Genomic DNA, 18,645 nt, shown 5'->3' on the forward strand with positions numbered 1-18,645 from the left:
TCGATCCGAGAGAGCTTTGTAGGCTCGCGAGAACGGACCTGTATGAGCCAAAACTGGAACGCGGACTACGCGACACTCGCAAAGCGCGGGTTCATGCTTGGGGCGGGGCTGTTCCTCCTCGGCATCGCGGGGGAAGTCGCCGGAAGCGCCGTTCTCGGGACGCTCCCCGCCTGGGGCGACACGCTGCTGGTCGACATGGAAATGCTCGGTATTCTCGTCGGTCTCCTCTCACCGCTCGTGTTCGGTGTGGTCCTTCCGCTGACGGAGTAACCCTTCTCTGACGGATACGCTCGATAAAACGACTCCCGAGCTACGGCCCCGTTCTCCCGACAGCACGACCGCTCGTCTCGCCAGTCCCGGCTGTTGTGCGCAATAAAAATGTAGAGTTTGGGTGATCAGCGCGACTCGCTTACGCGAGCTTCTCTATATTCTCGACGACCTTCTCGGCGAACTCGCTGGTGGCGAGCTTGTTGCCGCCCTCGATCTGGCGTTCGAGGTCGTAGGTGACGTCGCCCGAGGAGATGGTCTCCTCGACGGCGTCACGAACGAGCTGGCCGGCGTCCTTCCAGCCCATGTATTCGAGCATGAGTCGGCCGGAGAGAATCATCGCGGTTGGGTTGACCTTGTCCTCGCCGGCGTACTTCGGCGCGGAGCCGTGGACCGGTTCGGCGAGACAGCGGGCCGAGCCGAAGTTCGCACCGGGGGCGATGCCGAGCCCGCCGATCTGTGCGCCGGCGGCGTCGGACATGTAGTCCCCGTTGAGGTTCATCGTCGCGATGACGTCGTACTCGTCGGTACGGGTCAGGAGCTGCTGGAGCATGTTGTCGGCGATGCGGTCGTTGACGACCAGCGCGTCCTCGGGCGCTTCGCCGTCGTACTCGTCCCACAGCTCGTCCTCGGTGATGACGTGCTCGCCGTACTCCTCTTCGGCGACCTCGTAGCCCCAGTCGCGGAAGGCACCCTCGGTGAACTTCATGATGTTGCCCTTGTGGACCAGCGTAACGGAGTCGCGGTCCTCTTCGAGGGCGTAGTCGATGGCCTCGCGGACGAGGCGCTTAGTCCCGAACTCGGTGATCGGCTTGACGCCGATGCCGACCGGGCCGTCGTGGATGGTCTCGTCGAAGTCCATCTCGTCCTCGACGAACTCCTTGACTTCCTCGACTTCGTCGGTGCCGGCCTCCCACTCGATGCCGGCGTAGACGTCCTCGGTGTTCTCCCGGAAGGTGACCATGTCCATCTCCTCGGGGTCCTTGACCGGTGACGGGACGCCCTCGATGTGGTAGGTCGGGCGGACGTTCGCGTAGAGGTCGAGCGTCTTCCGGAGCGCGACGTTCAGCGAGCGGAAGCCGGCGCCGACCGGCGTCGTCAGCGGCCCCTTGATAGCGACGTTGAACTCCTTGATCGCCTCGACGGTGTCGTCAGGGAGGTTCTCGTCGTACTTGTCCCGGGCGGACTGGCCGGCGTAGACGCGCATCCAGGAGATGTCACGGCCGGTGGCGTTCGCGGCGGCTTCGAGCACCTTCTGTGCGGCCGGACCGACGTCCGTCCCGATACCGTCCCCGTGGATGATGGGGATGATCGGGTTCTCCGGAACGTCGAGTTCGTCGTCCTCCGTGACCTGAATCTGCTGTCCCTCGTCGGGAACCTCCACTTTATCGTAATCGTAGCCCATATTCCGCCAATTGACAGTCGCCCCTAAAGGCGTGCCGCTTTCCCTCAGACATGGTAACACAGTCCGTAAAGAAAGGGCTTCGACCGAACGTCGGGACGACACTAACGTCATAGCCGGAGGTGATATGCCGTTCGTGTGTCAACGGGGTTGCATGCACGTCATCGTCCACGGCGGCGCGGGCAGTCCACCGGAGTCACCGGCCACTCGGCAGGAAACACTCACCGACGCCGCTGAACGGGCAACGGCGGCGGAGGGTCCGATGGACGCAGTGCTAGCCGCGCTTCGACCGCTCGAATCCGATCCGGCGTTCAACGCCGGCGTCGGTGGGGCCGTCCAGAGCGACGGCGAGGTCCGGACCGACGCTGGACTGATGACCGACGCCGGCCAGGTCGGGGCGGCGTGTGCAATGTCTGGCGTTGTACACGCCACCGATGTGGCCCACAGTGTGGGAACCGAGACGCCACACGTCTTGCTGGCCGGTGACGAGGCCGTCGATTTCGCGGCAGGCATGGGTGTCGAAACCGGTCGCGACCTCACGACTGCGGAGACACGACAGCGATACGAGGCCGCTGACCCTCCTGATGGCGGACCCGCAGATCATCTTGAATGGGTCCGTGAGCATTTCAGCGGCACTGACACCGTCGGCGCGGTCGCGACCGACGGGGGCCGGCTCGCGGCGGCGACATCGACCGCCGGGCGCTGGTTCGCGCTGGCCGGTCGGGTCGGCGACGTACCGCAGATCGGCGCTGGCTTCTACGCGGACGACCGCGGTGGCGCGAGCGCGACCGGCGAAGGGGAGGCTATTGCCCGGTTCGGCCTAGCCCGCCGCGCCGTCGAACTGCTCGACACGTACGGCCCGCGACAGGCCGCCGAGGAGGCGATTGCGGCGTTCGAGGACGCTACTGGCAGGCGCGCCGGCGTAATCGTCCTCGACCACGCCGGCCACACCGGAGCCGAACGCAACACCGCCGCGATGCAGACCGCGAGGCGATAGCCAGAGGGAAACCCCTTTGCCCGCCACCGACTAACCGCCGTGCATGACTGACGTGGACTTCGATTCCGAGCAGTACGAGAAATGCCGTGAAGCAGGCGAGATTCTAGCACAGGTACGTGACGAGGCAGCCGAACGCGTCGAGGTGGGCGTCTCCCATCTCGAAGTCGCCCAGTGGGCCGAGGACAAAATCAAGGAGTTGGGCGGCAAGCCGGCGTTCCCGGTGAACATCTCTATCGACGAGGAGGCGGCCCACGCCACGCCCGAACGCGACGACGACGCAACCTTCGGCGAGGAAATGGTCAACCTCGACATCGGCGTCCACGTCGACGGCTGGCTCGCCGACACCGCCGTGACGGTCGACCTCTCCGGGCAGGACGAACTCGCCGAAGCGCCCGCCGAGGCCCTGGACGCCGCGCTGGACGTTGCCGGCCCCGGTGTCGATGTAGGCCAGATCGGCGCGGCCGTCGAGGAGGTCATCGAGGGGTACGGCTACAACCCCGTCGTGAACCTCACCGGCCACGGACTGGGCCACTGGGAGCAGCACACGTCTCCGAACATCCCGAACCGCGAGGTGGCACAGGGTGCAACGCTCGACGTGGGCGACGTGGTCGCCATCGAGCCGTTCGCCACCGATGGCCGCGGTAAGGTGCAGGAAGGGGCCGACGAGGAGATTTTCGCCCTCGAACGGGAAGGGTCAGTTCGGAACCGGCAGGCTCGACAGGTCCTCGAACAGATTACCGAGGAGTATCGGACCCTCCCCTTCGCGGCCCGCTGGCTCGATTCGCCGCGAGCGGAGATGGCGCTTCGCCGCCTGAAACAGCAGGATATCGTCCACGGTTATCCAGTTCTTAAGGAGCAGGACGGGGCCTACGTCAGTCAGAAGGAACACACCGTTATCATCACCGAGGACGGCTGTGAAGTGACGACCCGTTCGCGGTAGCGTGAACACCGGCTTCGAACCCGCTGGACTGACACCGGACTCCGCTTCTTGAGCATCCACAGCGACATCTCTCTGTGGCCGGTGTGAAAGGGTGTGATGGGTGGGGGGTGTGGCCACGCAGTCAGAGACCGCGCGGCGTATGGAAACGGTGGGGTGGGGGGTGTGTGGCCACGCAGTCAGAGACCGCGTGGCGTATGGAAACGGTGGGGTGGGGGGTGTGTGGCCACGCAGTCAAAGACCGCGTGGCGTATGGAAACGGTGGGGTGGGGGTGGGGTGTGTGGGATGGTCAGGCGTTGTTCATCCGCGTTGACGTGGTTGTACCACAGATCTGACACTCGCTGACCCGATACGGCTCTCGGGAGAACGCCGCGTTCTCGCGTTTATCGGACTCTGTCTGTATCTGGACACGCACGGCGTGCGGTGTCTCGCGGTCACACGTCGAACAGTGTTCAGCCATGTCAACGCCGTCGTTTATCGCTGCCATCCCGCCTGATACAAGCCGGGTACGGAGTATAAAAACCACCTTCAGTTCTGGTCCGTTCAGCACTGTTTATCGCCAGACAGCGGCCGATTTTTTCGGATTGCTGCCTTAGAGAATACGAGAATGTTTAAAAGCCCATCTAAGGCTATAGAATCCGGTCTACGACCGTGAACGGCCAACACTTTTATATAGAGCTTCTGCGGCAACAGTCACGTTGTTTTTGCTGGTGGGTCGACAACTGGCGGTATGGACAAGGTGTTCGCGCCGTGGCGCATCGAGTGGGTCGAACGCGAGGAGACGAACCCCGATGTCGACTGCGTGTTCTGTGCGTTTCAAGCGGGGGACGACGACCGGGCGAACAACCTCGTGGCACGAAGCGACCACGCCTTCGTCCTCCTGAACAACTACCCCTACAACCCCGGGCATGTGATGGTCATTCCCCACACCCACACCGGCGAGTACGGCGACCTCGACGACGAAACCCTGCTCGATCACGCCCGACTGAAACAGCGGACCTTCGATGCTCTCGAAACGGCGCTGTCCCCGGACGCGTTCAACGCGGGGCTGAACCTCGGTGGCTCCGCGGCCGGCGGGTCGATTGACGACCACCTCCATACTCACGTCGTCCCGCGGTGGAACGGCGACACCAATTTCATGCCGGTCATCAGTGACACGAAAGTCATCGTCGAGGCCGTCGAAGAGACGTACGACCGGCTCTACGCTGCGTTCGCATCACAGGACGGGACAACCGCTCCTGACGACGGGGCTGTCCGAATCGAGTAGTTCGGCCGGCCGTACCGACAGAGACGCGGTCTTCGTCCGTGGGACTGTGGTGAAACGGCCGATTTCCGGTAGCTGAAAAGCATCGGGTGGGCCTTTTTCAGTAGACGCCAAACTGTCGTATGGTCCCATGACGCAAGAAGCCCCTCCAAATCACGGCCAGCGTGATAAGTACCCAGCCCCGTCCGGTCGCCGCCGCTTCGTCAAAGGACTGGTCGGTGCCAGTGCATTGTTGGGAGTGACGACTGTCGGCGGCTTCGCAGTCGACGCAGCGACTGACCAAGGCGGTGTCGGTGGTGGTACCGTGTCCTATATCGGCATCCAGAACATCGCTGGCCCGGCGAACCGACCGATGCCGCTCGTTCCGCTGGAGATATCCGATGGCGCACTCCGCGGAAAGTGGCCGTCCGTCTCGGAAGTGACCACGGGCGGTGATACTTTCCGTATCGCCAAAGCGGAGTTGGGCGGCGTGACGTATTCCCAGCAGTGGTTCCAGTACTGCGGGCTCGAAGTCGCCGCGGGACTCGAGCCAGACCCCGAGCGTGACGGGTTCCTCAGGTCGAAGGCGGCATATGACTGGCAATCACAGCTGAATGACGGAGATAAACTCCGTGTCGAGCACTTCGAGGACTACGAGTCTTGGGGAAACGATATCGGTAGCGACGGTCTCGGCAAGCCAGCGGTCGCGACCTGGCGTTCACAGGGCGAGGACGTCAAAGAGATACAGGTGCAAGTGTTCCGGACACCTGCTGTCTCGAAGATGGTCGCCGGTGACGACGAGTATGCCGACCTCGCCGGTGAGATACGCGAGTTCCTGGACGCGGCCACTGCTAAGGATTTCATCGCATGGGTGAACCGCTGTACGCACCTCTGCTGTAATCCCGGGTATAAGACGATGCCCGGAAGCGCGAAGTTCGAGGCTGCCGACAAGGTGTACTGTAACTGCCACCAGTCGGTATACGATCCGTTCTCGCCGACGACGGCAACTTTTGCGTCGCGGCCTCGGCCACAGGGATAGCTCAGTGTCGAAGCGGCTTTGACGGCGGCCCGACAACGGGGGAGCAATGTCACGCCGCGCGACGCTCAGGCGGGTCGGCCTGCTCGTTCTCGGCGTCAATCTCCTCCTCGTGCTGCTGAAAGCCAGCGTCTGGCTCACCACCGGGAGCTTCGCTGTCCAGTCCGAGGCGGTCAACAGCGCCGCCGACACCGCCTACTCGCTGGTCATCGTCGCTGGGCTGTACCTGACGACGCGCCCGCCGGACTTCGAGCATCCCCACGGCCACGAACGTATCGAGCCGTTCGTCTCGCTGTTCGTCGCCGCGGGTATCTTTTCCGCTGGCGGGTTCGTCCTCTGGAACGCCGGTACTGCCCTGCTGACCGGGAACATCTCGGTAACACAGGGGCCAGCCGCCGTGCTCGTGCTCGCCTTCTCGGCCGTCGCGAAGTACGCCCTCTACCGCTACTGTCTCCGCGCGGGCACGGACCGTAACTCCCCGGCGCTCATTGCGACGGCGAAGGACAACCGCAACGACATCCTCACCGCGGGAGCGGCGCTGGTCGGCGTCGGTGGTGCGATGGCCGGTTACCCCATTGCCGACCCGCTGGCTGCGCTCGTCGTCGCCATCGGCATCATCTACACCGGCATCGAGGTCGTACAGGAAAACGTCACCTATCTCGTTGGCGGCGCACCACCGGAGGACCTCCGGCGCGAAATTCTTCGCCGCGCGCTGGACCACCCGCAGGTCCGAGGCGCACACGACGTTATCGCCCACTACGTCGGCCCCGAAATCGACGTGAGCCTCCACATCGAGGTGGAAGGCGACCTGACGCTGTTCGAGGCCCACGACATCGAGACGGCGGTCATCAAGTCCATCGAGGAACTCCCGGAGGTCGACGACGCGTTCATCCACGTCGACCCGAAGGAACTCGGCGAGTGGAAAGACGACGAGGAAGTGGAACGACTCGCTGACCTGGAGTGACGTTTTAGTAGCTTCCGTGCCATGCCGTAGCATATGAGTGACGACTCATCACGTAGCTGGCTCGCGCTTGGACGACTGTTGTTCGGCCTCGGTGTGGCCCTCCAGGCCGCTGAGGACTTCCGCGACATGGAGGATGCAATCGAGTACGCTGAGTCTGCGGGTGTCCCCGCGCCGGACCTGCTGGCCCCGCTGGCCTCGGGGATGATGCTGGTCGGCGGGCTGGGGACGGCATTCTGGCGGCTCCCGCGCGTTTCGACCGGTGCCGTCGCCACGTTCCTCGCCGTCGTTACCCCGACGATGCACGACTTCTGGAACGCCGACCCGGACGACAAGAGTGGTGAGCGCCTGGCTTTCTTCGGCAACCTCGCGATGTTCGGCGGAGCGATAGCGTTCCTTCGTGAAGCCTACAGCGGTGACTGACGGCTCGGTCGATTCCGACTGAAAATTCGGGCTGCCGACCCGCTCAGTCCGCGACCTGCGCCCGCTCGATCGGCTCGCCGAAGGCGTAGACGGTGTTGTGGCTCGTGATCTCCACGTCGACCGTGTCGCCGATTTTGAGCCCGCGCTCCTCTGCGTCGGCGATGACGACCTGCCGGTAGGCCTCGTCGTAGCCCACCAGCGACTCGTCGGTGCCGTCCTCGACGAGCAACACCGACGAGGTGCGCCCGACCATCTCCTCGTAGGCTTCGGCCATCAGTTCCATCTTCGCCTCGCTCATCTCCTTCGAGCGGTCCTTCTTCGTCTGGCCGCCCAGGCCTTTCATGTCGGCGGCGTCGGTCCCGGGCCGCTTGGAGAAGCGCGTGACGTTGATCTTCTCGGGCCGGGTCTCGCGCAGCAGCGCCATCGACTCCTCGTGGTCGGCCGGCTCCTCGGTCGGGAAGCCGACGATGAAGTCCGTCGACAGCGTCCAGTAGTCCAGGTGGTCGTCCAGCGTCTCGACGACCTCCAGATACTCCGAGACGGCGTGTTGCCGGCGCATATCGGCCAGCACGTCGTCGCTGCCGGACTGGACCGGCGCGTGGATGAAGTTGTACAGTTCGTCGTGCTCGGCGAACACCGCCGCGAGTTCCTCGCGGACGCCGTGGAGGCCCTTCGGGTTCGCCATGCCGACGCGTACCCGGAAGTCACCGTCGATGTCGGAGCAGATGCGGTCGAGTAGCTCCGGCAGCAGGCTCGTCCCCTTGTTCGTGTCCCAGCCGTAGACGCCGGTGTCCTGGCCCGTGATGCGGATTTCCTTCGCGCCGGCGTGAACGAGCGCGCGGGCCTTCTCGACATTCTCCTCGACCGAGGGCGACTCGATTCGACCGGTCGCCTGCTTCGTGATGCAGTAGGAGCAGTCCGACATACACCCCCGTGCGATGGGAAGGATACCAACGACGCCGTTGAGCACCGTTTCGGTGTCCGGCGTGATTGTCGGGCACTCGCCGTTGAGGACGTACTGGGGCACGTCGTCCCAGTGGAGTACCTCCGCGTCGACGTCGGCGGTCTGGAACTCCTCGCCCTGTGCGAGCGCCATACAGCCCGTGATGACGAGGTCGGCCGGCGTTTCTTTGTCGAGTTCTTTGGCCCGTGCGAGCATGTTCCGCTCGGTTTTCTCAAGCACCGTACAGGTGTTGAGAATCGCTACGTCAGCCGACTCCGGCCCGTCGGCGGGATGGTGCCCGCCCTCCCGGAGCGCCTGCTCGATCTGCTGGGTCTCACCTCTGTTCGAGGTGCACCCGTACGTCTCGATATGATACCGGGCCATTCATCCAGACACTATCGCCAGGACGGCAAAAGGGCGACGGATTAGACCGGTCAGTAGCCGTCGGTTGTGTCCGCGTCGTCTCGGTCTGTCTCCGGTTTGGTTGGAGTTTCGCCCTGCCACTCTCGGACGATAGTATCGCCGCTAGAGGCCCCGATACGCTCGGCCCCGGCCTCGAACATCGCCTCGGCGTCGGCCCACGACCCGACGCCGCCGCTGGCTTTCACCGGGAGGTACTTGCTGAGGATCTCCACGTCGTGGACTGTCGCGCCGCCCTCGCTGAACCCCGTCGCGGTCTTGAGATACGCGGCGTCAGCGTCTGCGACCAGTTGGCCGACCCGTTCGAGTTCGTCGTCAGAGAGCAGCGGCGCTTCGACGATGACCTTCACGGGAACCGGGACGCTGGCGACGACCTCGGTGATGTGGTCCCGGACGGCGTCGTCCTCGCCGGCCTTGAGTAGGCCGATGTTACACACCATATCCAGTTCGTCGGCCCCGGCGTCCCAGGCCAGTTTGGCCGCCTGACAGACGCTGTCGGTCTGGCCCTGGCCGTGAGGGAAGTCGATAACGGCCGTGAGTGGGACGTTCGCGTACTCCGTCGCCAGCGGGAGGTAACACGGCGGAATACACGCCCGCATCCCGTACTGCAGCGCCTCGTCGAGGCAGGTTCGTACGTCGTCCGGTGTCGTCGTCGGGCCGAGGACTGTATGCTCGATGCGGTCTGGAATGTCGTCCATACCGCGGGGTGACACGCGGTGTCTACGTAAAGACGGCGGGCGGCGGACGGTGCGGGCCGGGTGTCCCGCTGTAGTGGCTGTCCGCGATAGCCGCTCGTACCGGTGTGCCCTCCGTCGGTCTCGTTCGGAAGGTTTTCCCTCGTCGGCGTCGGCGTGAGGGACATGGTACTGCCTTCGGGGTTAGCGCTCCCGCCGCTTGAGTACACCGTGGCGCTGCTTGCGGGCACACTCGTGGTGACAGCGCTGTTGTACGCCCTCGAACCACCGATCGACCAGCGGACCGTGGTCGCCCTGACGCCGTGGATGGCACTCGGCGGCGCGCTCCACGCGTTCCACCAGCCACCGATTGAAGCGTACAGGCCCGTGGTCGCACCGCTGTTCGGCGCACCGGCGGTGTACCTCACGACGTTCGTCACACTGGGTGTCGTCTGGATCACGCTGACGCTGTTCAGCGTCCGGCGCGGCCACAGCGAGACGATATCGCGCAATCTGGGGTACATCGGCATTGGACTCCTGACTGTGTTGCTCGTCATCGCCGTCGTGATGGCACTGGAGTCCGGCCTGCTGGGGCTCATCTGGCCGACTGTCGCCGTCGTCGTCGCGACTGTTGTCACCGCTGTAACGGTGCTTGCGGTCGCGCTGTGGCGGACGCCGGTCGTGGTTCGGATGCGCTATGCGGCCCCGACTGTCGTGTTCGCGCATATGCTCGACGGCGTCTCGACGGCGGTCGGCGCTGACGTTATCGGTATCACGGAGCGAACGCCGATCCCCGCCCGTATCATGGAGTTTGCCGGGACACTCCCGACAGCGCTGTATCTCGGCAAAGGCTGGCTGTTCGTGTTCGTCAAACTGCTCGTGGCGATTGCGGTCGTCTTCCTGCTCGATGACTACCTCGAAGAGGACCCGGTCGAAGCGAGCCTCCTGCTCGCGCTCGTGACCGCCGTCGGTATCGGCCCGGCCACGAACAACATCGTCCTGTTCCTGTTCAGCCCGGTCTGAGGGCGGCGTTATTCTGCCACCGAATCGCTGCGTCGCTCCTGCCGTTCCTGTTCGAGCCGCTGACACCCGAACACGAGCGGCTCCGGCATGTCCGTCGCGTTCGACTGCAGCGATTCGAGCACGACGGCCACCTCCTCGAACCGTGGTCCGCGACCGGCGACCAGTGGCTCTGTATCCCACGTAATGAACTCGTGGTCGGACAGCATCGGCAGGTGACAATGGTACAGTTCCTGTCGAAGGACCGCCGGGTCGCGTGGGACGTTGGGGTTTACGGCACTTTCGGGGAGTGGGACGGTCTCGTCGGGGTGGGCGTCTGACAACGAGATGACGAGCTGCCGCCGCGGCTCGGCCGTAACGGCCTTGAAAACCTCGTCCCAGCGTCTAATCACCTGCTTCCCGTTCTGGTAGCGTTGCTGTGTCATAGTATAACTTACCACATATAACTGGCCGGCGACATATATATCACTGTGGTGTAATATATTGAGTGAATTGAACGGCGAGGACAGCCATCCCCGATTGACCCGAAACGACACAGCTGAGGGTGTTGAAACGGGTGTGATAACACCTGGGTCCGCATACCGTACTGTCTCATCACTCTATGTACCCTGCCAGACTCTGCGGTACTACACTCGACAGTGCCAGAGCCGTCGGTGATATCTCGGGAGGGTATCCTCGCAACGGACTATCCCGCCACCAGACCTGTCGTTTCTGCTCTCCCCAGCCGCATGACACAAGGCTCATTGGCACTGCGAACAAGGGACGATACGTGCTTGACTACCCCCTCACGCAGTGGGCGTGCGTCTGTGTCGTCGCCGGTGCGGTCGTCGGTCTGTTGTTGAACATCCCGATGATGACACAGGACCAGGGGTACCTGCCGGCGCACGTCGCCGCGGCCGGCCTCACTCGTGCTGACCCGGCCGCAGTGGGCCGTCCGCTCGCCGCCGTCGTGCATCACGGCACCGCCCTCGTTGCGGCACTGCTCTACGGCGCGGTCGTTGCAGGCCTCTCGTCCGTGCTTCCGACGGCAGTCTCGCTCAACGGCGTCCCGCTGCTACCGCACATTATCGGCGTTGCGGGCGTCACCGCGTTCATCTACTACTTTTTCGCCCGCATCGCCATGCCTCGCTTCGGCGGCAGCGTCCGGGACGATGCCGACGAGATCATTCGACAGTGGGCGCTCACGGCGTTCATCTTCGGGACGGCGCTCGCGCTGTTCGTCCCGGTGCTCGTCACCTGGCTGTAAGCTACGTATCCTCGACCCGCTTCGAGAGGTTTCTGTAGGCTCCGAGATACAGGAATACGCTGGCAAGGAGCGCGAACGGGACGACGAGGGTCCACGAGGGGCCGTCCGGCGTTCCCGCGCCGACGGTGTAGCCGGTCAGCAGTCCGAGGACGACTCCGGCGGCGAGAGCGATACCCGCCGGTCCTCGCATCCGCCTGTCGAACAGCGAGAGATCGTCTGCCATACGTCCGCTCTCGCGGCCGTCCTACCTCACTGTTGTGAACGACGGGAATCCACTGACTACTAAATAGTTCCGTGCGACTGGCCTGTATGGCGAAACAACCGCATCTACTCGTCGAACCGGGTGACCTGACAGACATCGCGCTCGTGCCGGGTGACCCCGGGCGTGTCGACCGCATTGCGGGCCTCTGTGACGACCACGAGGTCGTCGCGGAGAACCGCGAGTACAAACTCGTCAATGCGACCTACGACGGCCGCGAACTGACGATCTGTTCGACCGGCATCGGGTCGCCCTCGACGGCCATCGCCGTCGAGGAACTGGAAGCTGTCGGCGTCGAGACGCTCATCCGCGTCGGCACGACCGGCGCGCTTCAGGAAGGCATCGAAATCGGCGACATGGTCGTCGCTAACGGCGCTGCCAAGGACGAAGGAACGTCCCAGCGCTACGAATCGAAGTCCGTCCCGGCCGTCCCGGATTACGACGTGCTCTCGTCGCTGGTCGACGCCGCCGAGGCGAACGACGAGGACGTCCACGTCGGCCCCATCGCCACGGACGACGCCTTCTACGCCGAGACGGACGAGTACATCAACGACTGGGAGGCCGCTGGCCTGCTGGCCGTCGAGATGGAGGCCGCCGCGCTGTTCTCGCTGTGTCGTCGCAAGGGCCTGCGCTCGGGCGCTATCTGTACCGTCGACGGAAACCTCGTCGAGGGGACACAGAAGGGCGAAACTGAGGACGAGGAACTCCCCGAGAAAGCCAAGAACAACGTCGAACGCGCCATCGAAATCAGTCTGACGGCGACCACGTCGCTGTAAGCGTCGGAACCGCTGGGTTCTGCGAGCGCCCGTCGGGGGTGTCCCGTGTGATCGGTCGGTCGCGCCGCTTCCCGGCGGAGGGCTTAACAGACGTTCTCCCGTGGGAAACTGTATGCTCGACCAGTTCCGGAAACGACTCCGCGCGGCGGTCAGACGGCTCCGGCGGGTCGAGCGCCGCGAACTACAGGACTTCAGACGGTGGGCCGAGGTGACCGAAAACCTCGTCCACCTCTCCATGCTGGTGTTCGTCCCGCTGGCTATCGTGCTGGTGACGACGCTGGCGAACGCCGTCCCACAACTGAGCTTCCTGCTGTTCCCGCCGCTTGCAGCGGGGTCGTACACGCTCTTCGTCGATCCGACGAGCAAGTACTCCGACCCGAAGCGGTTCGTCGCGGGACTCACCATCGGTGCGGTCTGCGGGCTGGGCGCGCTCGCCGTCTCGAACAGCTACCTCACAGCCCCGGGCGGCCAGTTCGGCGTCAGCGCGCTCGGTGCCGGTCTCGCCGTCTTCGCGACCGGCGTGGTCACCTGGCCGCTCGACATCGAGGAGCCGTCGTCGTACTCCACCGCCCTGCTGGCGCTGCTGGTCGAACCGAGCCAGCGGGCGGCGTTCGTTGTCAGCATCTTCCTCGCGAGTTCGCTCGTGGCAGCCCTCTTCGTCGTCTGGCGCGAGGAGTTCTACGAGCAGCGGGCGACGTACCTGTACGAGTCGATGTCCGGCGACGACCACGTCCTCGTCCCGATGCGCGGCGACTCGGCTGGCCAGACAGCGATGCTGGGCGCGCGGCTCGCGGCTGCCCACGAAGCCGGGAAAGTCGTCTTGCTGGACATGGTTTCGGACAGCGACGCCGCCACAACCCAACAGTCGCTCATGCGGGACACGATACAGATGGACATCCGGTCGGAGAACGGGTCCGGCTCGCCATCGGCCCGGACTCGTCCCGTCGCTGACGGCGGTGACCCAGCCAACGCGTCGGTATCACCCGACCAGACTGACCTCGAAGCGGAGGTCGACTGGCTGGAGACCCACGCCGACCGCATCGAGACGCGAACGGGCGTCTCCTGTCAGGTCGTCGTCGCGAGCGACGACGGGTCACCGGCGAAGACGACGCTGCAGACCGCGGCCGAAACCAACTGCGACCTCATCGTCGCGCCCTACGAGAGTCGACACGGGGCGCTGACGTCGTATTTACAGCGGCTGTTCCGAAGTGAGAGCGACATCGTCGTCCATCGGTCACGGAGCGACCGGACCCGCTGGAAGCAGGTCATCGTCCCCGTGCGGTCTGTCAGCGACGTGGCCCACAATATGGTCGACTTCGCCACGCGACTGGCCGGCCGGAGCGGGCGGGTCGCCGTCGCGACCTGTATCGGCTCCCGCGGGGACCGCCGCCGGGCCGAAGAGATGCTCGCGGACCTCATCGAACCGTACGAGGGGGCGTTCGAGACGCGAGTCCCGCGGACGGATATCCAGACGTTCCTGACCGATACCGCCCCACAATACGACCTGGTCATGATCGGGGCGAGCCGCGACCGGAGCAAGGCGTCGCGGTTCATCTCGCCGCCGACGTTCGAACGGTTGGAGGACGTGGAGACGGACGTCGCTATCGTCGACCGCGGCCGGGCCTAGATATCTGCGTCGTCCTCGTCGTTCACGTCGAGCAGGTGGTCGGCGATGTTCTCCATCCCCTCGCGACCCAGTGCAGACTGGACGATGAGGTGCCCGCCCAGCACCGCCGGGCTGATGACTGTGTCCGCGCCCGCCCGGCGGAGCTTCTCGATGTTTTCGCGGTCGGTCGCCCCGGCGACGATGTTGACCTCCGGATTGAGCGTCTGTGCCGTCAGTATCGCCAGCGCGTCCTGTGCGTCGTCGTTCGTCGCCGCGACGACCGCCGCGGCCTCCTCGATACCGGCCCGTTGCATCGGCTCTTCGTCGCTCGGGTCCGCGGTCAGAACGGGGATGTCCTGTTGTTGGAGCCGCGTGGCCGTCTCCGTGTCCGGCGTGATGACCACGAAATCGATTGCGCCGGTCAGTTCCTCGATGATCGGTTCCGTCAGGTCGCCGTGGCCGAGCACCAGTACGTGGTTCTCGAGCAAGTCCAGTTGTGCGTCAGTCATGTTTCCGAGTGCCTCCGAAAGCCGCTTCTCGATTGCCGGGCCCAGCAGCGACCCCAGCGCGATGGCGAAACTGGCCGTCCCGAGGACGACCACCGACATACCGAACAGTATCGCCTGCTGGCTCTGTGGGGTCATGTCGCCGTACCCGACGGTACTGGCCGTGACCAGCGTGTAGTAGAACGCGTCGGTCGCCGTCGAAAGATTGGTGAATTCGTCCCGGAGCGCGTACGATCCCGCCGTCCCGTACATGAGCGAGCCGAGGAGTGCCGCGCCCGCGGCCAGTTGCGCTGTCGAGAGGTCGACCGACCGGTCGAACCGCCGCCGGTTCAGCAATATTACTGGGAGCGAGAGCAGCGAGAGCGCGACGAGCGGTATCGACACCGCCGAACTCGGCACTGGGCCGATAAACGGGAGCGGCACCTCCGAGTTCTGCACCAGCCCTTGAACCGCCGCGACGGGAAGTAAGACGACGGTCGCGTACCACGCGACCCGCAGGCGGCGACGGAGTCCGACGACGCTAACGAGTAGCGTGAATCCCGTGAGCGCACCGGTAAACCCGGCGGTGCGCTGGATGCTTCGCGGAATGAGGTCCCCGAGCGGCCCGCTGATCGACACGGCACTGATGTTGACCACACCAGTGACGAACGACAGCACTGCCACCAGGACCGGCAAGAGTATCGTTGCGCGCGCTCCCAACCAGTTCCGCGGCCTGTCCATACCCATCCAGATTACAGCGGTGGGTGTAAATGTACTGTCCGCGGGCCGGAAGCGATTTACTACCGGCCACGCAGGATGTGGACATGGCTTCGCTCCCGGTCGAGGTGCTGATGGGGATCTATCTGGGGCTGTTGGTGGGAGTGATTCCCGCGCTCGTGTCGTGGGCGCTGGGGTTCAGTTTCAAGTACTTTACCGGCATTACCGTGCCGGGGTTCGGTGTTGTCGTGCTGGCAATCGCACTTGCCGGCGTCAGCGGGGGCCTCATGGCACTGGCGGACAAGTCGATTACGCAGGCCCCCAACGCCGAGCGAATCATTACTGCAATCGTTCTCGTCGGGATGGTGTCGCTGTACGCTCACAGCAAGGGCGACCAGCTCGGGGCGGAGTTCCCGAAGCGGCTCTCTTTCCAGGGGCTACGCGAGAAGAAACTCTCGGCGGACGTGGCCGAATTTGTCGGTGGCCGCGACGAGGTTCGTATCCGCGTCGTCGGCGACGTGGCCGACATGGAAGGGTATCCGCCGCTTTCGGAGCCACTCCGGGCCGAGATACGCACCGAAGAGTGGCGGTTCCCGGCGGACCTCCGTATCGGCGAACTCGAACGCCGGATGGAGGAGCGCCTGAAATCGGAGTTCGACCTCGGCGACGCTGCCGTCTCGATAGACGAGCAGGGGCGGGCGACAGTCGTCGCCGCGCCGCCGTTCTCCGGCCTCTCGAAGCGTGTGGGCGACAACCGCCACGCCGTCTCGGTAGACGCCCTGTTGCCGACCGGGCTGGCCCGCAACGACGAGGTGACGGTGCTGACTGAGGACGCACAGGTCCGGGGGACCGTCGTGAGCGCGCGGTCGACTCCGTCGGCCGACGAGACGCCCGCCGAGACGCCGACGGAACCGGAGATCGCTGACTCCGAGACGCCCCCAACGCCGGTACAGGCACCGACGACTGACGGCGGCGAGGGCCGGCTCACGGTCGCCGTGACCCGGACGGACGTGCAACCACTCCTGCGGTCGGCTCAGCCAAAGGTCGTGGTCGAACCCCGCGGAACCCATCGGGAGTACGAACTTGTCTCCCTGCTCCGTCGGGCCGGAAGCCGGTTTCGCCGTCTCACAGTTCGCGCCGACGGCCCGCTGGATAGGACGACGCTCCGGGACGCCAAAGTTCGGGAGGTCTACGACGTTGCCATCGTCGCTATCCGGACGGCGGACGGTTGGCAGGTCGCGCCACGCGGCGACGCGGCTGTCGAGGCCGGCGACGAACTGTACGCGATTGGCCGCCGCGCCGACCTCGACGCCTTCGCGGAGGCGGTCGCATGACGCCGCTCAGCCTGACACTGCTCGCACAGGTCGGTGCGAACCTGCAACTGGGGACGGTGTCGCGGGCGCTGGTCGAGGGCGTTGTCTGGCTCCTCGTCATCACGCTGCTCGCCGCGACGCCGGCGGGCGCTATCGCCGTCTTCTATCGCTGGTACGTCCGCGAACGCATTCAGACCGGGCTGGCGGTCCTGTTCGGCCTGACCGCGGTCGTCCTCGTTATCGGCGCGACGACGGCGCTCAGCGAGGTCATCGCCCAGCGCGAGGACGTGCTGGCGGCCGGTGCAGTCCTGTTGAACCTCGCTGCGTTCCTCGCCGGCGGCGTCGGGGCCTACGGCGGGATGCGTATCGGGGACCGACTGGGCGTCGACCTCTTCGCCGCGACCGGCGGCCGGAACATCGACGCCGACGTGAGCGAAATCGTCCAGACCGTCGGCCGCGTCACGTCCGTTCGCCTGCCCGAGGATATCGACGACATCATCGGTTACGACCCGATGCCAGACGAGACCAAAGAGACGCTCGCGAACCGGCGCTTTCTCTTCCCGCGGCGGCTGACGAAAGACGAACTCCGGGACCGCCTGGTCGTCCGCCTCAAGACCGATTACGGCGTCGGCCACGTAGACGTCGAACTGGCCGACGACGGCAACGTCGACTACCTCGCCGTTGGCTCACGGGCGGCCGGCATCGGCCCGACGCTGCCGCCCTCGACGAACGCCGTCGCCATCCAGGCCGATCCGGCCCACGCCGCGAGCGCCGGCGATCTGGTTCAGGTCTGGGAGCAAGCGCCGGCGAAGCGCGTGCTCACCGGCGAACTCCGGGGCGTTGCCGACGACGTGGTGACAGTCGCTATCGACGCCGCCGACACGCCGAAACTCGACCCGCAAACGCAGTACAAGCTCGTCACGCTCCCGGTGCAGGACCGCTCCGACCGGGAGTTCGCCTCGCTGCTTCGTGCGGCCGACGAGACGATGGGCACCGCCACCGTCGAACCGGGGAGCACGCTCGACGGTGCGGCGGTCGGCAGTCTGGCAGTCACTGTGGTCGCGATTACCCGCGACGACCAGCAACCGGAGACGATTCCGTCTCGCGGGCGTGTGCTGGCGGCCGGCGACACTATCTACGCAATCGCCACGCCGGACGCGTTGCGGCGGCTGGAGCAAGCCACGGAAGGGACCACGACAGCGACTGTGACGGACGAGTCGGAAGACGATACTGCTGACGAGGACGGCCAGTCAGGCGCGTCTGACCCGGCTGCTGGAACTGAGCAGACTGACGGGGCGGCTGAACCAGCGGCCGACACGACTGATGCCGATGCCCACGACAGCGCGGGGGATGTCGACGCGGCCGAGACCGATGCCGAGGATACGACCGACACCGACGCTGAGATAAACAGAGCTGACACCGACACTGCCGGTGAACCGGCTGACACCGCCGCTGAGGATGGGGCGGCTGATACTGCTGCTGACGCTGGCCTGGCTGATATCGGCGCTGACGACGGGACAACCGAGACCGGAGACGAACCCACGGACGACGACCCGCTGGCGGCGCTTCGGAACGCCGATGTGGAGGACGCAGACGACGAGCTGACTGCGGACGAGGCGTTCGAGGACTTGCCGGCAGACGACGGCGACGACACCGTCGAAGTGTGGGACCCGGAAGAGCGAATCGACGGGGCGGACGACGAGCTGACTGCGGACGAGGTCGACGACAGCGACTCGGCGGACTCCGAAGCGCCCGCCGAGGACGGAGACGGCGTCGACGACGAATCGGGCGCTGGTGACGACTCGGAGAAGTCAAACTGAGAGGCGGGCCTCCCTATTGCTGGATGCACGCCGTCGCCGGCTGCCCTTCCCCGGTCCACCTGAACGGGCCGGACACACCTCGGTCCGGAACCCTCTTTT

General features: G+C 65.1%; 20 protein-coding genes. 13 read left to right on the forward strand and 7 right to left on the reverse strand.

Going from position 1 to position 18,645, the window contains the following annotated elements; all coding sequences use genetic code 11:
• Window positions 1–42: 42 nt before the first annotated feature.
• Window positions 43–270 (forward strand): hypothetical protein, encoded by a 228-nt coding sequence (locus SG26_RS11070; protein WP_008310699.1) that lies wholly within the window; start codon window positions 43–45, stop codon window positions 268–270.
• 139 nt (window positions 271–409) lie between these two features.
• Here SG26_RS11070 and icd read toward each other — a convergent pair whose 3' ends face one another.
• Window positions 410–1,672, reverse strand: a complete 1,263-nt coding sequence (icd, locus tag SG26_RS11075) for an isocitrate dehydrogenase (NADP(+)) (protein ID WP_014039605.1) — start codon at window positions 1,670–1,672, stop codon at window positions 410–412.
• A 151-nt stretch (window positions 1,673–1,823) separates the two neighbouring features.
• Between icd and SG26_RS11080 the strand changes: the two genes are divergently transcribed.
• On the forward strand, window positions 1,824–2,666 hold the full coding sequence (locus SG26_RS11080) for an isoaspartyl peptidase/L-asparaginase (RefSeq protein WP_050037591.1): 843 nt from the start codon (window positions 1,824–1,826) through the stop codon (window positions 2,664–2,666).
• 43 nt (window positions 2,667–2,709) lie between these two features.
• Window positions 2,710–3,606 (forward strand): type II methionyl aminopeptidase, encoded by an 897-nt coding sequence (gene map, locus SG26_RS11085; RefSeq protein ID WP_014039607.1) that lies wholly within the window; start codon window positions 2,710–2,712, stop codon window positions 3,604–3,606.
• 287 nt (window positions 3,607–3,893) lie between these two features.
• Here map and SG26_RS11090 read toward each other — a convergent pair whose 3' ends face one another.
• On the reverse strand, window positions 3,894–4,091 hold the full coding sequence (locus SG26_RS11090; RefSeq protein WP_004518623.1) for a hypothetical protein: 198 nt from the start codon (window positions 4,089–4,091) through the stop codon (window positions 3,894–3,896).
• Between the two features lie 243 nt (window positions 4,092–4,334).
• On the opposite strand from SG26_RS11090, the gene SG26_RS11095 reads away from it, so the two are divergent.
• The 4 genes from SG26_RS11095 to SG26_RS11110 all read left to right on the forward strand — a co-directional run bounded on the left by SG26_RS11095 (window position 4,335) and on the right by SG26_RS11110 (window position 7,267).
• Complete coding sequence (locus SG26_RS11095) at window positions 4,335–4,871, forward strand: HIT domain-containing protein (protein ID WP_050037592.1); 537 nt, start codon at window positions 4,335–4,337, stop codon at window positions 4,869–4,871.
• Window positions 4,872–4,998: 127 nt separating this feature from the next.
• Window positions 4,999–5,886, forward strand: coding sequence for a Rieske 2Fe-2S domain-containing protein (locus SG26_RS11100; RefSeq protein ID WP_050037593.1), 888 nt, complete (start codon window positions 4,999–5,001; stop codon window positions 5,884–5,886).
• A 46-nt stretch (window positions 5,887–5,932) separates the two neighbouring features.
• Window positions 5,933–6,847, forward strand: coding sequence for a cation diffusion facilitator family transporter (locus SG26_RS11105; protein WP_014039610.1), 915 nt, complete (start codon window positions 5,933–5,935; stop codon window positions 6,845–6,847).
• 33 nt (window positions 6,848–6,880) lie between these two features.
• Window positions 6,881–7,267 (forward strand): DoxX family protein, encoded by a 387-nt coding sequence (locus tag SG26_RS11110; RefSeq protein WP_050037594.1) that lies wholly within the window; start codon window positions 6,881–6,883, stop codon window positions 7,265–7,267.
• Between the two features lie 43 nt (window positions 7,268–7,310).
• On the opposite strand, the gene SG26_RS11115 is transcribed toward SG26_RS11110, so the two are convergent.
• Together SG26_RS11115 and deoC are read right to left on the reverse strand one after the other, a co-directional pair.
• Window positions 7,311–8,594, reverse strand: coding sequence for a tRNA (N(6)-L-threonylcarbamoyladenosine(37)-C(2))-methylthiotransferase (locus SG26_RS11115; protein WP_050037595.1), 1,284 nt, complete (start codon window positions 8,592–8,594; stop codon window positions 7,311–7,313).
• 50 nt (window positions 8,595–8,644) lie between these two features.
• Window positions 8,645–9,328, reverse strand: a complete 684-nt coding sequence (gene deoC / locus SG26_RS11120) for a deoxyribose-phosphate aldolase (RefSeq protein WP_014039613.1) — start codon at window positions 9,326–9,328, stop codon at window positions 8,645–8,647.
• Window positions 9,329–9,490: 162 nt separating this feature from the next.
• Between deoC and SG26_RS11125 the strand changes: the two genes are divergently transcribed.
• Window positions 9,491–10,327: a DUF63 family protein gene (locus tag SG26_RS11125; RefSeq protein ID WP_050037596.1), complete on the forward strand. Its 837-nt coding sequence runs from the start codon at window positions 9,491–9,493 to the stop codon at window positions 10,325–10,327.
• Between the two features lie 8 nt (window positions 10,328–10,335).
• Here the strand turns inward: SG26_RS11125 and SG26_RS11130 are convergent, their stop codons facing one another.
• Window positions 10,336–10,749 carry a hypothetical protein gene (locus SG26_RS11130; RefSeq protein ID WP_044951686.1) on the reverse strand — a complete coding sequence of 138 codons (414 nt, stop codon included), beginning with the start codon at window positions 10,747–10,749 and terminating at the stop codon, window positions 10,336–10,338.
• Window positions 10,750–11,093: 344 nt separating this feature from the next.
• On the opposite strand from SG26_RS11130, the gene SG26_RS11135 reads away from it, so the two are divergent.
• Window positions 11,094–11,570: a hypothetical protein gene (locus SG26_RS11135; protein WP_175055154.1), complete on the forward strand. Its 477-nt coding sequence runs from the start codon at window positions 11,094–11,096 to the stop codon at window positions 11,568–11,570.
• Window position 11,571: 1 nt separating this feature from the next.
• On the opposite strand, the gene SG26_RS11140 is transcribed toward SG26_RS11135, so the two are convergent.
• Window positions 11,572–11,793 carry a hypothetical protein gene (locus SG26_RS11140; protein ID WP_014039617.1) on the reverse strand — a complete coding sequence of 74 codons (222 nt, stop codon included), beginning with the start codon at window positions 11,791–11,793 and terminating at the stop codon, window positions 11,572–11,574.
• An 86-nt stretch (window positions 11,794–11,879) separates the two neighbouring features.
• Here SG26_RS11140 and SG26_RS11145 point away from each other — a divergent pair, with 86 nt between their 5' ends.
• Together SG26_RS11145 and SG26_RS11150 are read left to right on the forward strand one after the other, a co-directional pair.
• On the forward strand, window positions 11,880–12,605 hold the full coding sequence (locus SG26_RS11145; protein ID WP_004518634.1) for a nucleoside phosphorylase: 726 nt from the start codon (window positions 11,880–11,882) through the stop codon (window positions 12,603–12,605).
• A gap of 112 nt (window positions 12,606–12,717) precedes the next feature.
• Window positions 12,718–14,232, forward strand: coding sequence for an HPP family protein (locus SG26_RS11150; RefSeq protein ID WP_050037597.1), 1,515 nt, complete (start codon window positions 12,718–12,720; stop codon window positions 14,230–14,232).
• Here SG26_RS11150 and SG26_RS11155 read toward each other — a convergent pair.
• Window positions 14,229–15,437 carry an NAD-binding protein gene (locus tag SG26_RS11155; RefSeq protein ID WP_050037598.1) on the reverse strand — a complete coding sequence of 403 codons (1,209 nt, stop codon included), beginning with the start codon at window positions 15,435–15,437 and terminating at the stop codon, window positions 14,229–14,231. The genes SG26_RS11150 and SG26_RS11155 overlap by 4 nt on opposite strands.
• Before the next feature lie 29 nt (window positions 15,438–15,466).
• On the opposite strand from SG26_RS11155, the gene SG26_RS11160 reads away from it, so the two are divergent.
• Both SG26_RS11160 and SG26_RS11165 read left to right on the forward strand, forming a co-directional pair.
• Window positions 15,467–16,747, forward strand: coding sequence for a potassium channel family protein (locus SG26_RS11160; RefSeq protein ID WP_023843136.1), 1,281 nt, complete (start codon window positions 15,467–15,469; stop codon window positions 16,745–16,747).
• Window positions 16,744–18,546 carry a TrkA C-terminal domain-containing protein gene (locus tag SG26_RS11165; RefSeq protein ID WP_050037599.1) on the forward strand — a complete coding sequence of 601 codons (1,803 nt, stop codon included), beginning with the start codon at window positions 16,744–16,746 and terminating at the stop codon, window positions 18,544–18,546. The genes SG26_RS11160 and SG26_RS11165 overlap by 4 nt, the downstream gene beginning before the upstream one ends.
• Window positions 18,547–18,645 lie beyond the last annotated feature (99 nt).

It is taken from the genome of Haloarcula sp. CBA1115, from assembly GCF_000827835.1.
GTDB lineage: Archaea > Halobacteriota > Halobacteria > Halobacteriales > Haloarculaceae > Haloarcula > Haloarcula hispanica.